Below are 14289 nucleotides of genomic sequence, written 5' to 3' on the forward strand. Positions count from 1 at the left end.
ACTCAATTCCCGAGGTCGTCGAAGCCGTCGAAGAAACTCGCCACGTGGCCGGCGTCCAGCGCCTCCAGGGTGGGCGGGTTCCAGCGCGGTTTTTTGTCTTTATCGATCAGCAGCGCGCGTACACCTTCGATCAGGTCGCCACGCTCGAACCATTGCCGGTCCAGGTGCAGCTCCAGGGCAAAGCAGTTTTCCAGGCTCAGGTGCCGGCCCCGGCGCAGCATCTGCAGCGTCACGCCCATGGCCAGGGGGGAACGGGTTTCCAGCAGGGTGGCGGTTTCCAGGGCCCATTCATGGCTGTTGGCGACCGTCACCTGGCGCAGTTGCTCGACCATGCTCGGTAAGTCGGGCAGGGCGAAGAAATGATCGATGGCCGGGCGCAGGGCATCGAGGGGAGGTGCTGGCAGCTGCTGCACGGCGAGTTTCGCCAGCAGGCTTTGCAGGTCCTTGAGCGGCATGTCGCTCCACTCCAGGCGGTCGAGGCGCTCGTCGAGCTGGGCGAGCTTGCGGCTTTCCAGGTACCAGTCGGCCAGCCGGCAGTACAGGGCGTCGGCCGCCCGGATCTGCACGCCGCTGACCCCCAGATAGATACCCAGCTCGCCGGGAATGCGCGGCAGGAAGTAACTGCCGCCCACGTCCGGGAAATAACCGATGCCGGTTTCCGGCATGCCCAGTCGGCTTCGTTCGGTGACCACCCGCAGGTCTGCGCCTTGCACCAGGCCCATGCCGCCGCCCAGGACGAACCCGTCCATCAGGGCCACGATGGGCTTGCGGTAATGGTGGATCGTCAGGTCGAGGGCGTACTCCTCGACGAAGAAGTCTTCATGCAGGGAATCGCCCTGCTTGTAGCTGTCGTACAGCGAACGGATGTCGCCGCCGGCGCAGAATGCCTTGTCGCCGGCACCGCGCAAGACGACCGCGCGGATCTGCGGATCGAGGGCCCAGGCGTCGAGCTGTCGCTGCAGGCTGCGCACCATGTCCAGGGTCAGGGCATTGAGGCCAGCGGGCCGGTTCAGGGTCAAGTGGCCGATGTGGTTGCGCACATCGACCAATACGTCACAGGCCATCACTTCTACAGTCCCTGTGGCTTTGGATGAAACCTGAGCTGTCATCGCTAACTCCCTGCTTTTATTGTTCTTTATAAATGATGTCGCGCGTACCCGGTCGGGATCGTAACAGTGCAAATTTGCATCGCACAACCGGCATACGTGCAGGTCCTTTCTGCATATTTATAGCAGCCACAGGGTCAGCCGCGACCCGACAGCACCTCCGTGATGCTGCGGCGCCGGGCATTTCGCTCGCTGGCGTGGATCAATTGTTCGAGATCTTCGGGGGTTACGTCGAAGAATGCTTCCATTTCCGCCAACGCCAGCTTCAAGTCTTCGGCGGTGATGGCATGTCGATCGACCGGGGGATGATCGGCTGGGATGACCGCCACCGGCTCACTGGCGCGCTTGGGGTAGCGCACCTGCGTCAGGTTGTTGTAGGCCAGCGCGCTGGCCAGCAGGCCGGAGCCGGCCAGCATGGCGGCGGCCACGCCCTGCCAGTCCAGGGCAACGATGGACGGGTCGGCCAGTACCATGGTCGCGGCCAGCGCACCCGCCGGAGGATGCACGCACCGCAGCCAGCACATCAATACCAGCGCAGTGCCGGCCGCCAGGCAGGCGCTGCCCAGCGTGCGTCCCAGTACATGAGCCACCAGCAGCGCCACGACCGAGGCACACAGGTATCCGCCAAAAATCGACCAGGGCTGGGCAAGGGCGCCCGAGGACACCGCGAACAGCAGCACGGCCGAGGCGCCAAGCGGCCCGATCAGGTGCTGCGCCACTTCGAGGCCGTACACCTGGCTGCAAAGCCAGACACTGAACATCGTTCCCAACGCCATGCCGATGGCGGCGCGGCTCCATTCGGTGGGACGGGTATTGATCGCAGCGGGGAACCAGCGGGCAAGCATTCAGCAAAAATCCAAAAAACGAACAAAAAAATGGGCTTACGGGAAAATCCCAGAAAGCCCTTTAAGTGTTCCAACAGTTGGGGGTGAGGAACATGCACAGTCTGCCCCCGGGCCCCCTGAGTTACAAATTCATATTAATGCAGTTTCAATGCATATATTTTGAGGTAACTCTTCAAGCGCTTTTGAACGACTGGAACCAGGCTTGTCGGGCGATAGGCAGGTTGTGTGACTGTCCACGGCCCATGGGAAAGTAAGTGAAGCCCTTGTCTGCCATGCGGTCGGGGTCATACAGGTTGCGCCCGTCAAAGATCACCGCCGCCTTGAGTTTTTGCTGGATCAGGTCAAAATCCGGCGCCTTGAACGGTTGCCATTCGGTGCAGATGATCAACGCATCGGCACCCGGCAGCACTGATTCCGGCGTGCCCATCAGCATCAGCTTCGATTCGTTGGGGTAAAGCCGCTGGGTCTGCTGCATGGCTTCGGGATCGAACGCCCGGACACTGGCCCCTGCGGCCCAGAGCGATTCGAGCAGGGTACGGCTCGGTGCATCGCGCATGTCATCCGTATTGGGTTTGAAAGCCAGGCCCCACAAGGCGAAGGTCTTGCCTCGCAGGTCGCCCTGGTAAAACGCCTTGATGCGCTCGAACAGCTTTTGCTTCTGCCGTTGGTTGATGGTTTCCACCGCTTGCAAAAGGTCGCTGGAGCAGTGCGCCTGCTCGGCGGTATGGATCAGGGCACGCATGTCCTTGGGAAAGCATGAGCCGCCGTAACCGCAGCCGGGGTAGATGAAGTGGTAGCCAATGCGCGAATCGGCGCCGATGCCCAGGCGCACGGACTCGATATCGGCGCCCAGGTGTTCAGCCAGCTCGGCCATCTGGTTGATGAAGCTGATCTTCGTCGCCAGCATGCCGTTGGCAGCGTACTTGGTCAGCTCGGCGCTGCGCAGGTCCATGAACAGGATCCGGTCGTGGTTGCGGTTGAAGGGAGCATACAGGTCGCGCATGGTTTCCCTCACCTCGTCGCGCTCACAGCCGATGACGATGCGGTCCGGCCGGCGGCAATCGGCCACTGCCGATCCCTCCTTGAGGAATTCGGGGTTGGATACGATATCGAATTGCAGCAAGCGGCCTTCCTTGACCAGGTTCTTGTCGATATGCGCCTTCAGCAGATCGCCGGTACCCACGGGGACCGTGGATTTTTCCACCAGCAGGATCGGTTGTTTACGATGACGTGCTACCGCCTCGCCGACGGCCAGTACCTGGCTCAGGTCTGCGGCTCCGTCCTCTCTGGAGGGCGTACCCACTGCGATGAACAGCACCTGACCATGTTGCACGGCAAGTGCTGCGTCGCTGGTGAAATGCAGCCGTCCGGCCTCCAGCCCCTCACGTACCAGCGCTGCCAGTCCAGGCTCGAAAATACTGACCTGGCCCTGGCGAAGCTGCTCGACCTTGCGCTCGTCGATGTCCATGCACACCACATCATGGCCCACTTCAGCCATGACGGCAGCTTGCACCAATCCCACGTACCCACTTCCGAACACACTGATTTTCATGGCGGACTCCCTGAGCAGTTCCAAGTGGGCGGCCTGTACGAACAGCGTTTCGCCGCCGTACGCGCATCTCAGGATAAGTCGCCGATATTGCAGTTCACTGACAGCCTGGACTGGCAGGGCGGTGATGGGAGAAAAGTAGCTGGGGATGACGCCGATAAATGAGCTCGTGGAAAGGGAGGCCTGAATTCCGCTCGAACAACTTTCGCTTCTGCCGTTGGCTGATGGATTGCATCGGTTGCAGCAAATCGCTCAGCCGGGGTTTGCCCGCGATAATGGTGCATCAGGCAAACTCAATGTGAATATCCCACGTCCCAGTGTCTGAGCTTTCAGACAACTCAACGCCATAAACCTTTTATCTCTACTGTCAACTCTGACAGTAGAGATAAAATCATGGCCTCATACTGTCAGCTCATTGTTCTTCTGGGAGAAGGCAGACATGACTACGCAAAAAGCCACTCAAGCGCCGGGCAGCCTTGATCCCAGCTTTGGTGAGGAGGGTAACGCGTTCTATTTTCCTCCCGTCACGGTTCCCACACTTCGCTTGCTGAGTACATCGCGCTTACGCACGGACGGAAAGATATTCAGTGCGGGGTACTATCTCAATCAAGGTGACCTTGTTTTGGTGCGATTTCTAAGTGATGGCAGCCTGGACAGTTCTTTCGGTGAGGGTGGTGTGAAAGTCATCGGCATTGTCTCCGGTTACCGCATATTCAACTGTTTGTTGGAACTTGCGTCGGATGACAGTGCATTCATATCGTGCAGCTTCGGAGATATCGGGCCCCAAACGATCTTTGTTTGTAAAGTGCTACCGAATGGTGAATTGGACGCTTCATTTGGTTCACGAGGAAGTGTCTTTCTGGATTTGTCCCCGGGAGGCGATGTATCTGATGGACTGGCGATTCAACCCGACGGAAAAATCCTGTTATCGGTATCAAGTTACGAAAAACTGCTTGTTCGCCTCGACACCAGAGGAGACTTCGATTCTAGCTTTGGCAGTGGCGGTATTGCCCGTGCAAAACCGTTGCAAACCCCCTCAATGATCGTGTTTGCGGATGGGCGATTGCTGGTAGCTGGATCAAATGATTCATCGGGTTCAGATACTGGCGTTATATATTTCATACGTTATCTGAGTAATGGAACCATAGATTCTGATTTTGGTGAGGACGGCACAATCAGGATCGATCTGAAGAATACTCAATATGCATACGTTTTTAGTGTCATACAGCAGCAGGGCGGAAAGATAGTGGCAGTGGGAACCGTAATCATTGAAGAGAAGGGTTATTTTACCTTGGTGACCCGGCTCAATATCGACGGAAGTCTGGACAGTACTTTCAATAATGGAGCGCCCATACTGACCGGGCCTCCGTTTTACTCTCGGGGCGAAGGGGTGGCTATTCAACCCGACAATAAGATTCTGGTGGGGAGTTACACACGCGGGGCATTCCATTTGATGCGATTTCTTTCCAACGGCGTTTTGGATATGACCTTCGGTGTGCAGGGCAAAGTCATGAACAACATGACTGGTGGAAGGGATATATCGGATGCCATAGCTTTGCAAATAGATGGAAAAATCGTGCAGTTGGGTAGGGTTGAATTAGACCCGGACCGCGGAACCGGTGTTGGGATAGCGCGTTATTTCGGTTGAAAAAGGACCTAGGGACACGTTTCGGCCAAGAAGTGAGGCGCGCGAGCTTCCCTGTCACTGCCATGTGGAAGCGAGCCTGCACGCTTACTCTGCAGTCAACCTGTACCCCTCAGGCAATTGCGCAACGAAGTCAGCCACCACATCCCGCGTCAGGCTGACGATATCTTCCACCCGTTCCATGCCGGCGCCGGTGCGCCAGCTGGCGACGATGTCCATCACCGAGGGCAGCGGAACGCCGTTCAGCAGCGTCAGCGAACCCTGGGCCAGTTCGCCCTGTACCAGGGCCGCGGGCATGGCGCCGATGCCAAAGCCATCGCGAACCAGGCGGGTGATGGCGGAGGCGGAGTTCACGCAATTGATGCGTGGCGAGACGATGTTCGCCGAGTGCAGCAGGTTGAGGATGTCCTGGTGAGGCCGGGAGTTGCGCGAGAAAGTCACGATGCGTTCCTGGGACAGCTCCTCCAGCGATGCGTATTGCCGATCGTAGACCGAGCCGGTGCGGACCACCCAATGCATCGGGTAGCGGGTCAGCAGGGCGTTGCGTACGCTGTCCAGGCGCAGGATATCGGTCTGGAAAATGATGTCCTGGTAGCCTTTTTCCAACTGGGAGCACAGGTTGCTTGCGGTATCGGCCGACAATTCGATCTCCAGGGCCGGGTAGCATTGCATCAGCCGGGTCACCAGCGGGCTGAGCCAGGTGTGGATCACGGTGTCCATGGCGCCGATGCGGATCCGGCCGCGCACCTGGCGTGGATCCTTGATCACCGCCTTCATGCTTTGCATGGTGTCCATGATGCGCTCGGCATATTCCAGCACCCGCTGCCCTTCGGATGTCAGCGACACGCCCTTGGAATCGCGAACGAACAGACGCACGCCCATTTCATCCTCCAGCGCGGCAATCCGGCTGGAGATGGACGCCTGGGTGGTGAATAGCTTTTCCGCGGTGAGACGAAAGCTATTCAGGCGGGCGACCCAGACGAAAGTTTCCAGAAACTTGATGTTCACGTGGATCGATTCCTTGGTGCGATGACGCAGGGCGATGTCATGGGGCTTGTTGCCAGCGTAGGTTATCCGAACGCGTCGGCGCGCGGTTGAATGCGCCTGGCCGTCACGTAGCGGATCACTTCATCCAACTCGCCTGAGTCCGGAGCATGGCGGACGGCGGCGGCCGGGCTGCACCAGGGATAGTCCAGCGTCGAGACCCAGGCCATGACCGCCGCCAGTTCGCTGGCCGGCAGGGTCTTCATGCGTTCGATGGTGATCGCCAGGCGCTGTACCAGGCCCGACTCGGCTTCGAACCGCCAGTCATATTCACCGCAGCCGACACGGACTTCGCCGCTGTGTTTGTCCGACATCGCCACCAGCCATTTGCATTGGAAGGTGGCGACATTTGCCGGTGGCGCGGATTCCAGGCAGAAGGTGTACACGTTTTCGAAGGTCTGGCCAAAGCGGCGGACCAGCACGTCGCCGATGCCGTCGCGGCCCTCGGTGTGGGCCGGAAACGAGAGGGTGTCGGTGCGCATGTCCATGTCCAGCGTGGCATCGGGCGTGAAGGCCTGGGCCAGCAGGTGCGGGCGGTTGCCGTCTTTGGCCTCTATGTAGCGCTGGATCGATTGCCGTGCGGTGGTCATCGGGTGTCCTGTCATAGGTAGGGGCCGCTTTCAAGGTTACAACGCGCTGTTCCACAGGTCCGTCACCAGCATGCAACCCGGCGCGTGGGTGATGCACAGTGGCGGGCGAGAAGCCTGGATGACCGCTTGCGGGGTCACGCCACAGGCCCAGAACACCGGGATCTCATCCGCCGCCACTGGCACGGCGTCACCGAAGTCCGGGGTATCCAGGGCATGGATACCGATCAGCGATGGATCGCCGATGTGCACCGGGGCGCCATGGACATCGGGCATGCGGCTGGTGATCTGGATCGCCTGGATCGCCGCGGCGGCCTTCATGGGGCGCATGCTCACCACCAGCTTGCCGGACAGCCGCGAAGTGGGGCGGGTGTCGATGTCGGTACGGAACATCGCCACATTTCGCCCCAGTTCAATGTGCCTGAGTCGGATGCCGGCTTCCAGCAGCGGCTGCTCGAAGGAAAACGAACAGCCGATGGCGAAGGCGACCATGTCGTCCTGCCACAGGTGCCCGATGTCCAGCGGCTCTTCGCTCAGCTCGCCGTGCCGGTAGACCCGGTAGCGAGGGACGTCGTGGCGGATATCGATGGCGGTGCCCAGGTTGCGGAAAAACGGATCCCCGGGCGCGGTCACGTCCAGTACCGGACAAGCCTGGCGGTTGAGGGTGCAGTAGCGCAGGAACTCATTGGCCCAGTCCAGGGGCAGGATCACGATGTTGGCTTGCACCCGTCCCTGGCCCAGGCCGCTGGTATGGCCCTGGTAGGCACCGGCGGCGATGCTTTGGCGCAGGGCGAGGGGCTCGTAGCGCTGCAGTTGCTCGAAGGATGGGGCGGGATGGGTCATCGAAGGGGCTCCATGGGCACGTCGGGGCGTTCAAGTCGGGTCTGTAGGAAAAGCCTTGAACTCGTTCAGGCTGCGTTGAAAACTGCCTGACCTTCGTCTCAAGACATTGCGTACAGACCCTAAGAGCCCCGGGGTGTCGACGTCCAACAAGGAATCCTGTTACCCCCCGACAAGGAAAAGTTATTCCAGCGTCGCGCTGGCCAGGCCGGGTGCCGCCACCATCCGTTGCGGCCCGACATCGAGGGCATATTGTCCCACCACCTGACGGCTCATCTGCACGATGCTCTCGATCAGCTCCAGCCCCACCCCCACGCGCCAGGAGGCCACCACGTCCAGTTGGGGCAGGGATGTACCGGGCTCCAGCTGGATCAACTCGCCGCTTGCCAGGGGCTTGGCCACCAGCGCCGCCGGCAAGGCACCGATGCCGAAGCCATCGCGGATCAGCCGGGTCATCGCCGACACCGAATTGACGCAACTGACCCGCGGTGCATTCACCCCATGGGCATACAGCAGGTTGAGCACGTCCTGGTGCGGTCGGGAATGCTTGACGAAGGTGATGATGCGCTCGCCGGCCATTTCCGCCAGCGATCCGTAGGGGCGGGCGTAGATCGACTGGCTGGCAGCGATCCAGTGCATGGGGTAATGCGCCAGGTCGAGGTTGCGCACGCTTTCGTGGCGTACCGTATCGGTCTGGAAAGCGATGTCCAGGTAGCCTTTGTGCAATTGTTCGCAGAGATTGCGCGCCGCGTCCGCGGTGATTTCGATTTCCACCGCCGGGAAAGCCTGCATCAGCATCGACATCAACGGGCTGAGCCAGGTGTGAATCACCGTGTCCATCACGCCGATGCGCACCAGGCCCTGCTGGGGACTGGTGTCGTCCAGCGACTGTTTCAACGCACGCTGGACCTCCAGCATCTGTTCGGCGTAGGTGAGCACCTTGAAACCTTCCGGGGTCAGCGAGACACCGCGCGAGTCGCGCACGAACAGGCGCAGGCCCAGTTCATCCTCCAGGGAAGCGATCCGGCTGGAGATCGCTGCCTGGGTGCTGAACATCTTTTCGGCGGTCAGGCTGAAGCTCTGCAGGCGGGCAACCCAGACGAAGGTTTCGAGGAACTTGAGGTTCATGACGGCTCTCTTGGCGCAGACGTTCTTGTTCATTGCAATTGTTACTCCAGATCGGCGCCAGGCAGGCATCAAATTTTCTTATGTCCGATCCGGCTTTTTTCCCGTTTGACGCCTGCAAACCACCCCGCGAAGAATCCGCCCCACGACGCAGCCCACTGCGCCGAGTCCCAAAACCACGTCTTCACACAACAATAACGAGGCGCGCGCAAACGCACCCCGAGCGGGTTCGCTCGCGCCGATAAAGGGAGCACGCATGCGCTATTGCAGATTCATTCCACTTCACCTTCCCATCGGCACCGTGCTGGGCCTGAACCTGATGGGCGTGCCGACCGCCCATGCCGAGTTTCTCGCCGACAGCAAGGGCACCCTGGAAGCCCGCAATTTCTACTTCAACCGCGATTTCCGCCAGGAAGGTGCACGGGACAAGGCCGAGGAGTGGGCGCAAGGCTTTTTGCTGCGCATCGAGTCAGGCTATACCGCCGGCACCCTGGGGTTCGGCCTGGACGCCCTGGGCATGGCCGGTTTCAAGCTGGACTCAGGTGGTGGCACGGCCGGTACCAATCTGCTGCCTGCCGACTCGTCGGGCGGTTCCCAGGACCGCTATGGCGAACTGGGCCTGAGCGCCAAGGTGCGCCTGTCCAACAGCACCCTCAAGCTGGGTACGCTGCAAATCAAGGATCCGGTGGTCAACTCCAACGACACCCGCCTGCTACCGGGGACGTTCAAGGGCGGTCAAGTGAACGTGCAGGAAATCGACCGGCTGAAACTGACCGGTGGACAGCTCACCCGGATCAACTTCGTCGATTCCACCGATTACCAGGACTTGACCGCCAACCGTATCGGCGGCACCAGCGACCGGTTCCAGTTCGCCGGGGCGGACTATCAGTTCCTGCCGAACCTCACGGCGCAGTATCGCTATGGGAAGCTGGAGGACATCTATCGCCAGAACTACCTCGGCTTCGTCCATACCCTGGACCTGGGGGCAGGCCAGGCGCTCAAGAGCGACGTGCGCTATTCGCGCAGCACCGAAGACGGCAGTTTCCGCGACCTCGACAACCAGGCATTCGGGGCGCTGTTCACCTACAGCCTCGGTGCGCATGCGCTGGGCCTGGGCTACCAGCGCATGAGCGGTGACGATCCGTTTCCGTACATCAGCCGCAGCGACCCTTACCTGGTCAACTTCGTCCAGATCGGTGACTTCGCCAACGTCGACGAGCGCTCCTGGCAGGCTCGCTACGACTACAACTTCGCCGGCCTTGGCGTGCCTGGACTGACGTTCATGACGCGCTACATCAGTGGCGACAACGTACAACGCGCCGCACCGGGCGAGGGGCGCGAGTGGGAGCGCAACACGGACATCGCCTATGTGGTGCAGGACGGCACGCTCAAGGGGTTGGGCTTGAAATGGCGCAACGCCTCGGTACGCTCGAACTTCGGCAACGACCTGGACGAGAACCGCTTGATCGTCAGCTATACGATGACGCTCTGGTAGGTCATGGCTGCCTGCGATGGCGCGGCTCCTCGAGCGGCGCTATTGCATTTCATGAAAGGGTGGATTGCGGTTCGTGCGTATTCCGCCGTGCCGGCGAACGGCAGAAGATGAGCCCACGACAACGGGCACCTCTGCATGAGGCGCGAACCCACCCACACCGCAGCGGGCATCCCTGCGGCCGCGAGGACAGACCCATGGACAACGCCTCGAAATCAACCGTCTCCCCCTGGCACGAAGGTGAACTGACCCTGCAACGCTCCGTCGGCGCAGTGGAAATGATGGTCGGGGTCGGCCAGCGGCAGATGTCCCGGACGTGGATGCCGGACCAGCATCGGGAGTTCTATGCCCAACTGCCGTTCGTCGTGCTCGGTGCGGTGGATCCCCAAGGCGATGCGTGGGCCACCCTGCGCACGGGGCAACCGGGCTTCATGCACTCACCCGATCCGCAGACACTGCACATCGACCTCACCCCGCAACCGGAAGATCCGGCCCAGGCCGGGCTGAACGAGGGCGACGCCATCGGCCTGCTGGGCATCGAGTTGCACACTCGCCGACGCAACCGCATGAACGGCACCATCGCCCGTCGTCGCGACCGCGGCGTGGACATCACGGTCCGCCAGGCCTATGGCAATTGCCCGCGTTACATCAACCTGCGCCAGTATTCCTTTGTCGATGAGCGGCCCTCGGCGGCCCTCGAACTGACAGTGGCGGATCCGGCGGTGCGCACCCTGGTCACGTCAGCCGATTCTTTCCATGTCGCCACCTATGTCGAGCGCGACGGCGAACGCCAGGTCGATGTTTCCCACCGCGGCGGCAAACCCGGTTTCGTGCACATGGATGAAGCCGGGACCCTGACCATTCCGGATTTCTCCGGCAACCTGTTTTTCAACACACTGGGCAATATCCTGGTCAATCCGCGCGCGGGGCTGGTGTTCATCGATTTCTCCACCGGAGACCTCTTGCAAATGAGCGGGACCGCCGAGGTCCTGCTGGATGCGCCCGAGATCGCCGCGTTCCAGGGCGCCGAGCGGCTGTGGCGCTTCACGCCGCAGCGCGTTGTCCTGCGCCGGGCGGCCATCGCGCTGCGCTGGAAAGACCAGGCCGACGGTGACTCGCCCAACTCGCTGATGACCGGCAGCTGGGAACAGGCCAATGAGCGTCTGCAGGCCGAGGCCTTGCGTACCCGCTGGCGCGCATTGCAGGTCGCCCGGGTGGTGGACGAGAGCCACAACATCCGCTCGTTCTACCTGCAAGCCACCGACGGTGTCGGCTTGCCCCGTTTCGAGGCCGGCCAGCACCTGCCCGTGCGGGTCGGGCTGGACGGGCAGGATGCCCCGGTGATCCGGACCTATAGCGTTTCCAGCGCGCCTTCGGATGATTTCCTGCGCATCAGCGTCAAGCGCGACGGGTCGGTGTCCTCCCATCTGCATGACCGGATCCAGGTCGGCGATGCCCTTGAAGCCCGGGCACCGCAGGGGCACTTCACCGTCCAGCCAGGCGAACGGCGGCCCCTGGTGCTGTTGGCGGCGGGCGTCGGTGTGACGCCGCTGCTGTCGATGCTGCGAGAGGTGGTCTACCAGGGGCTGCGCATCAATCGGATGCGCCCGGTCTGGGTGGTACAAAGCGCCCGTTCGGTGGCCGACCTGGCCTTTCGTGAGGAAATCGACGCACTGGCGGCCCGGGCCGGCGGCAAGGTGCGGGTATTGCGCGTGGTCAGCCAACCGCCCAGTGGGGGCGAGGCCGGCAAGGGCTACGACGCACAGGGCCGGATCGATATCGAACTGCTCAAGCAACTGCTGCCCCTCGACGACTACGACTACTACCTGTGCGGTCCCGGCAGCTTTACCCAGGCCCTGTATGACGGCTTGCGGGGGTTGCGTATCCCGGACGACCGGATTCACGCCGAAACCTTCGGTCCTTCCACCCTGGTGCGGGACGTCGAGATCAGTACTCCGGCGGCGCAGCAAGTGCCGGTGGCGAGTGAGCCGGTCAAGGTGTTGTTCGCCACGTCGGCCAAGGAAGGCCGCTGGGAACCCGGAAGCGGAACGCTCCTGGAACTGGCGGAGGCACGGGGCCTGAGCCCGGAATTCAGTTGCCGGGGCGGTTCCTGCGGCACCTGTAAGACCCGCATGACCCGTGGCCAGGTGCATTACCTGAACACACCGGCCATGCCGCTGGCAGACGATGAAGTACTGATCTGCTGTGCGGTACCGGCCCAGGGCAGCGAGACGCTGGTGCTGGAGGTGTGAAGGGACTGTCCCTCTCGGAGTCCATCAGATTGCGCGGCGCACCTTCCCGGGCGCCTCGCCATAGATCTCCTTGAACTTCTTGCTGAACGCCGCCTGGGACTGATAGCCGACCTGCTGGGCAATGTCGCTCAAACCGAGGTGCGAGTGACTCAGCAGGCTGAACGCCAGCTCCATTCGCAACTGGGTCAGCAGTACCCATGGCGAAACACCCGCCACCCGCACGAATGCCCGCATGAACGATGCCCGGGACATGCTGGCCATCTCGGCCAGGTCCTGAATCGCCCATTCATGGGCCGGGTCGTCCAGCATTGCCCGCCAGGCCTTGCCCAGGCGCTTGTCCCCCAGCAAGGCCAGTGAGCCGGCGTCCGGCCCCCGGCTTGCCAGGTGCGCCCGCAAAATCAGGGTGAACAATGCCTGGGAAAGCGCATCCAGCAAAAAACGCGCCCCCGCCTGATCCCCGTCCGCTTCTGCGCGAATGACGTCTACCAGCGCCGGCAACGCTCCGTTGGCCGGCAAGGCGGCGCTGGGAATCACCAGGTAATCGGGCAGGGCGGCGAACAGCAGCGACGCGCGGTTGAAATGAAAGCCGCCGCAAATCATGTCCAGGTCCGGGCTGGCACGACCAATGCGGTGTATCGGTAATACGCCGCCCAGGACGGTCTCAGGCACCGTTGGCGCGACGGTCCTGCCGGGGCTGTGCATGACGTGCCGGCTGCCCCGGGGCAACAGCAGGATGTCGCCGGCGCGCATGGGCAATCGCTGGCCATCGGGGAACTCCACCCGGCATTCCCCCGCCAGGACAATGTGATACGGCGCCTTGCCCAGGGCTTGCGGCCCATGCTCCAGTGCCCAGTCGCCCTGGAACTGGCAACGCAGGTCCAGGCTGCCGCGGACGTTGGCCAGGCTGATGAGTTTATCGATTGCATTCATTTGAGAGCTTCGCGAAAAAAACTGAGCGGATCGAACAAAACCGGTTCGCGTGGTGATGAAAAACTGAGCACGTCGAAACAGTACACCAACCTGCTCAGGAGTTAACACGATGTTCAATGACTGGTCCCAATTGCTGCCTACCATCAAGAAATCCTTTGGCGCGCTGGGCAAAAGCAATCCGAAAATGGCCAAGGCCTACATGGCACTCGGCGAAGCGGCGGCTGAAAATGACGTGCTCGATGCCCGGACGCGAGAGTTGATCTCCATCGCGGTCGCCGTCACCACCCGCTGCGACGGCTGTATCGCGACCCATACGCAAGCGGCGATCAAGGCCGGCGCCAGCCGGGAAGAAGTGGCCGCCGCACTGGCCACCGCGATATCCCTCAACGCCGGCGCTGCGTACATCTACTCGCTGCATTCCCTGGAGGCGTTCGACGCCTTGAAGAACTAGTCGATTGCCGCGCACACCAGGCCCCGGGCACCTCAAGGTCCCGGGGCTTTTCATGACAGGGCGGCGCCTGATGCAATCAGGCCGTCATTGTTGCATCCGCTGCAATCGAGTCATGCCGTTACTGGTCATTCTCCAACGGCGGCCCAAGGTTCAGACTGCGATCAAGCAATGGCCGGGTGAGGCGTTGCGGTTTCTCCACCCGCCAGGAGGTCCACCCCATGTACGACACAAACGATTGCTACGCCTCGACGTCCTGGACGGAGGCGCCGCAAAGGACGCAGGGCGAATATGAAAGCGGCTACCTGCTGCCCCAACTGATGGGTGCCCTGGCGCGGGAGTCCGCCAGCATGGACAGGTGCGATGTGCCCCGACGCGGTGCTATTTCCCCGGAGGCCGAGCGGCCCTGGGCTCCATAGAGTTTTT

General features: G+C 61.6%; 13 protein-coding genes. 5 read left to right on the forward strand and 8 right to left on the reverse strand.

All coding sequences use genetic code 11. The features are described from left to right. Positions 1-2: 2 nt before the first annotated feature. The 3 genes from AC1M7R_RS24400 to AC1M7R_RS24410 form a co-directional block, all read right to left on the reverse strand. The gene (locus AC1M7R_RS24400) at positions 3-1109 is read right to left on the reverse strand and encodes an enoyl-CoA hydratase/isomerase family protein (RefSeq protein ID WP_490609997.1); all 1107 of its coding nucleotides are present in this window, start codon (positions 1107-1109) and stop codon (positions 3-5) included. Positions 1110-1243: 134 nt separating this feature from the next. Beyond that, positions 1244-1951, reverse strand: a complete 708-nt coding sequence (locus tag AC1M7R_RS24405) for an HPP family protein (RefSeq protein ID WP_072430991.1) — start codon at positions 1949-1951, stop codon at positions 1244-1246. A 172-nt stretch (positions 1952-2123) separates the two neighbouring features. Continuing rightward, positions 2124-3503 (reverse strand): UDP-glucose dehydrogenase family protein, encoded by a 1380-nt coding sequence (locus tag AC1M7R_RS24410; protein WP_072430990.1) that lies wholly within the window; start codon positions 3501-3503, stop codon positions 2124-2126. Positions 3504-3939: 436 nt separating this feature from the next. Here AC1M7R_RS24410 and AC1M7R_RS24415 point away from each other — a divergent pair, with 436 nt between their 5' ends. Further along, on the forward strand, positions 3940-5148 hold the full coding sequence (locus AC1M7R_RS24415) for an NHL repeat-containing protein (protein WP_490609998.1): 1209 nt from the start codon (positions 3940-3942) through the stop codon (positions 5146-5148). Between the two features lie 84 nt (positions 5149-5232). Here AC1M7R_RS24415 and AC1M7R_RS24420 read toward each other — a convergent pair whose 3' ends face one another. The 4 genes from AC1M7R_RS24420 to AC1M7R_RS24435 all read right to left on the reverse strand — a co-directional run bounded on the left by AC1M7R_RS24420 (position 5233) and on the right by AC1M7R_RS24435 (position 8744). After that, positions 5233-6153 carry a LysR family transcriptional regulator gene (locus tag AC1M7R_RS24420; protein ID WP_490609999.1) on the reverse strand — a complete coding sequence of 307 codons (921 nt, stop codon included), beginning with the start codon at positions 6151-6153 and terminating at the stop codon, positions 5233-5235. A 62-nt stretch (positions 6154-6215) separates the two neighbouring features. Continuing rightward, entirely contained in the window at positions 6216-6779 is a 564-nt protein-coding gene (locus AC1M7R_RS24425; RefSeq protein ID WP_490610000.1) for a nuclear transport factor 2 family protein, read from the reverse strand. Positions 6780-6815: 36 nt separating this feature from the next. Continuing rightward, positions 6816-7619: a putative hydro-lyase gene (locus AC1M7R_RS24430; protein WP_072458769.1), complete on the reverse strand. Its 804-nt coding sequence runs from the start codon at positions 7617-7619 to the stop codon at positions 6816-6818. A gap of 180 nt (positions 7620-7799) precedes the next feature. Continuing rightward, positions 7800-8744, reverse strand: coding sequence for a LysR family transcriptional regulator (locus tag AC1M7R_RS24435; RefSeq protein WP_072391998.1), 945 nt, complete (start codon positions 8742-8744; stop codon positions 7800-7802). Between the two features lie 253 nt (positions 8745-8997). Here AC1M7R_RS24435 and AC1M7R_RS24440 point away from each other — a divergent pair, with 253 nt between their 5' ends. Beyond that, complete coding sequence (locus tag AC1M7R_RS24440) at positions 8998-10236, forward strand: OprD family porin (protein WP_092180967.1); 1239 nt, start codon at positions 8998-9000, stop codon at positions 10234-10236. Between the two features lie 194 nt (positions 10237-10430). Beyond that, positions 10431-12485 carry a 2Fe-2S iron-sulfur cluster-binding protein gene (locus AC1M7R_RS24445; protein ID WP_490610001.1) on the forward strand — a complete coding sequence of 685 codons (2055 nt, stop codon included), beginning with the start codon at positions 10431-10433 and terminating at the stop codon, positions 12483-12485. Between the two features lie 24 nt (positions 12486-12509). Here the strand turns inward: AC1M7R_RS24445 and AC1M7R_RS24450 are convergent, their stop codons facing one another. Continuing rightward, a complete protein-coding gene (locus AC1M7R_RS24450) occupies positions 12510-13415 on the reverse strand; it encodes an AraC family transcriptional regulator (RefSeq protein WP_092180961.1) in 906 nt (301 codons plus the stop codon). 109 nt (positions 13416-13524) lie between these two features. On the opposite strand from AC1M7R_RS24450, the gene AC1M7R_RS24455 reads away from it, so the two are divergent. Together AC1M7R_RS24455 and AC1M7R_RS24460 are read left to right on the forward strand one after the other, a co-directional pair. Continuing rightward, positions 13525-13866: a carboxymuconolactone decarboxylase family protein gene (locus AC1M7R_RS24455; RefSeq protein ID WP_072391670.1), complete on the forward strand. Its 342-nt coding sequence runs from the start codon at positions 13525-13527 to the stop codon at positions 13864-13866. A gap of 218 nt (positions 13867-14084) precedes the next feature. Further along, positions 14085-14282, forward strand: coding sequence for a hypothetical protein (locus tag AC1M7R_RS24460; RefSeq protein ID WP_490610002.1), 198 nt, complete (start codon positions 14085-14087; stop codon positions 14280-14282). The last annotated feature ends 7 nt before the right edge of the window (positions 14283-14289 follow it).

It is taken from the genome of Pseudomonas sp. MS01C9 (assembly GCF_058202755.1).

What these genes read in the sequence shown, in the direction of transcription:
- AC1M7R_RS24425 (WP_490610000.1), bottom strand. Translation starts at nt 6,779, where the DNA reads ATGACCACCGCACGGCAATCGATCCAGCGCTACATAGAGGCCAAAGAC.
- AC1M7R_RS24435 (WP_072391998.1), bottom strand. Translation starts at nt 8,744, where the DNA reads ATGAACCTCAAGTTCCTCGAAACCTTCGTCTGGGTTGCCCGCCTGCAG.
- AC1M7R_RS24430 (WP_072458769.1), bottom strand. Translation starts at nt 7,619, where the DNA reads ATGACCCATCCCGCCCCATCCTTCGAGCAACTGCAGCGCTACGAGCCC.
- AC1M7R_RS24400 (WP_490609997.1), bottom strand. Translation starts at nt 1,109, where the DNA reads ATGACAGCTCAGGTTTCATCCAAAGCCACAGGGACTGTAGAAGTGATG.
- AC1M7R_RS24460 (WP_490610002.1), top strand. Translation starts at nt 14,085, where the DNA reads ATGTACGACACAAACGATTGCTACGCCTCGACGTCCTGGACGGAGGCG.
- AC1M7R_RS24410 (WP_072430990.1), bottom strand. Translation starts at nt 3,503, where the DNA reads ATGAAAATCAGTGTGTTCGGAAGTGGGTACGTGGGATTGGTGCAAGCT.
- AC1M7R_RS24415 (WP_490609998.1), top strand. Translation starts at nt 3,940, where the DNA reads ATGACTACGCAAAAAGCCACTCAAGCGCCGGGCAGCCTTGATCCCAGC.
- AC1M7R_RS24445 (WP_490610001.1), top strand. Translation starts at nt 10,431, where the DNA reads ATGGACAACGCCTCGAAATCAACCGTCTCCCCCTGGCACGAAGGTGAA.
- AC1M7R_RS24405 (WP_072430991.1), bottom strand. Translation starts at nt 1,951, where the DNA reads ATGCTTGCCCGCTGGTTCCCCGCTGCGATCAATACCCGTCCCACCGAA.
- AC1M7R_RS24450 (WP_092180961.1), bottom strand. Translation starts at nt 13,415, where the DNA reads ATGAATGCAATCGATAAACTCATCAGCCTGGCCAACGTCCGCGGCAGC.
- AC1M7R_RS24455 (WP_072391670.1), top strand. Translation starts at nt 13,525, where the DNA reads ATGTTCAATGACTGGTCCCAATTGCTGCCTACCATCAAGAAATCCTTT.
- AC1M7R_RS24440 (WP_092180967.1), top strand. Translation starts at nt 8,998, where the DNA reads ATGCGCTATTGCAGATTCATTCCACTTCACCTTCCCATCGGCACCGTG.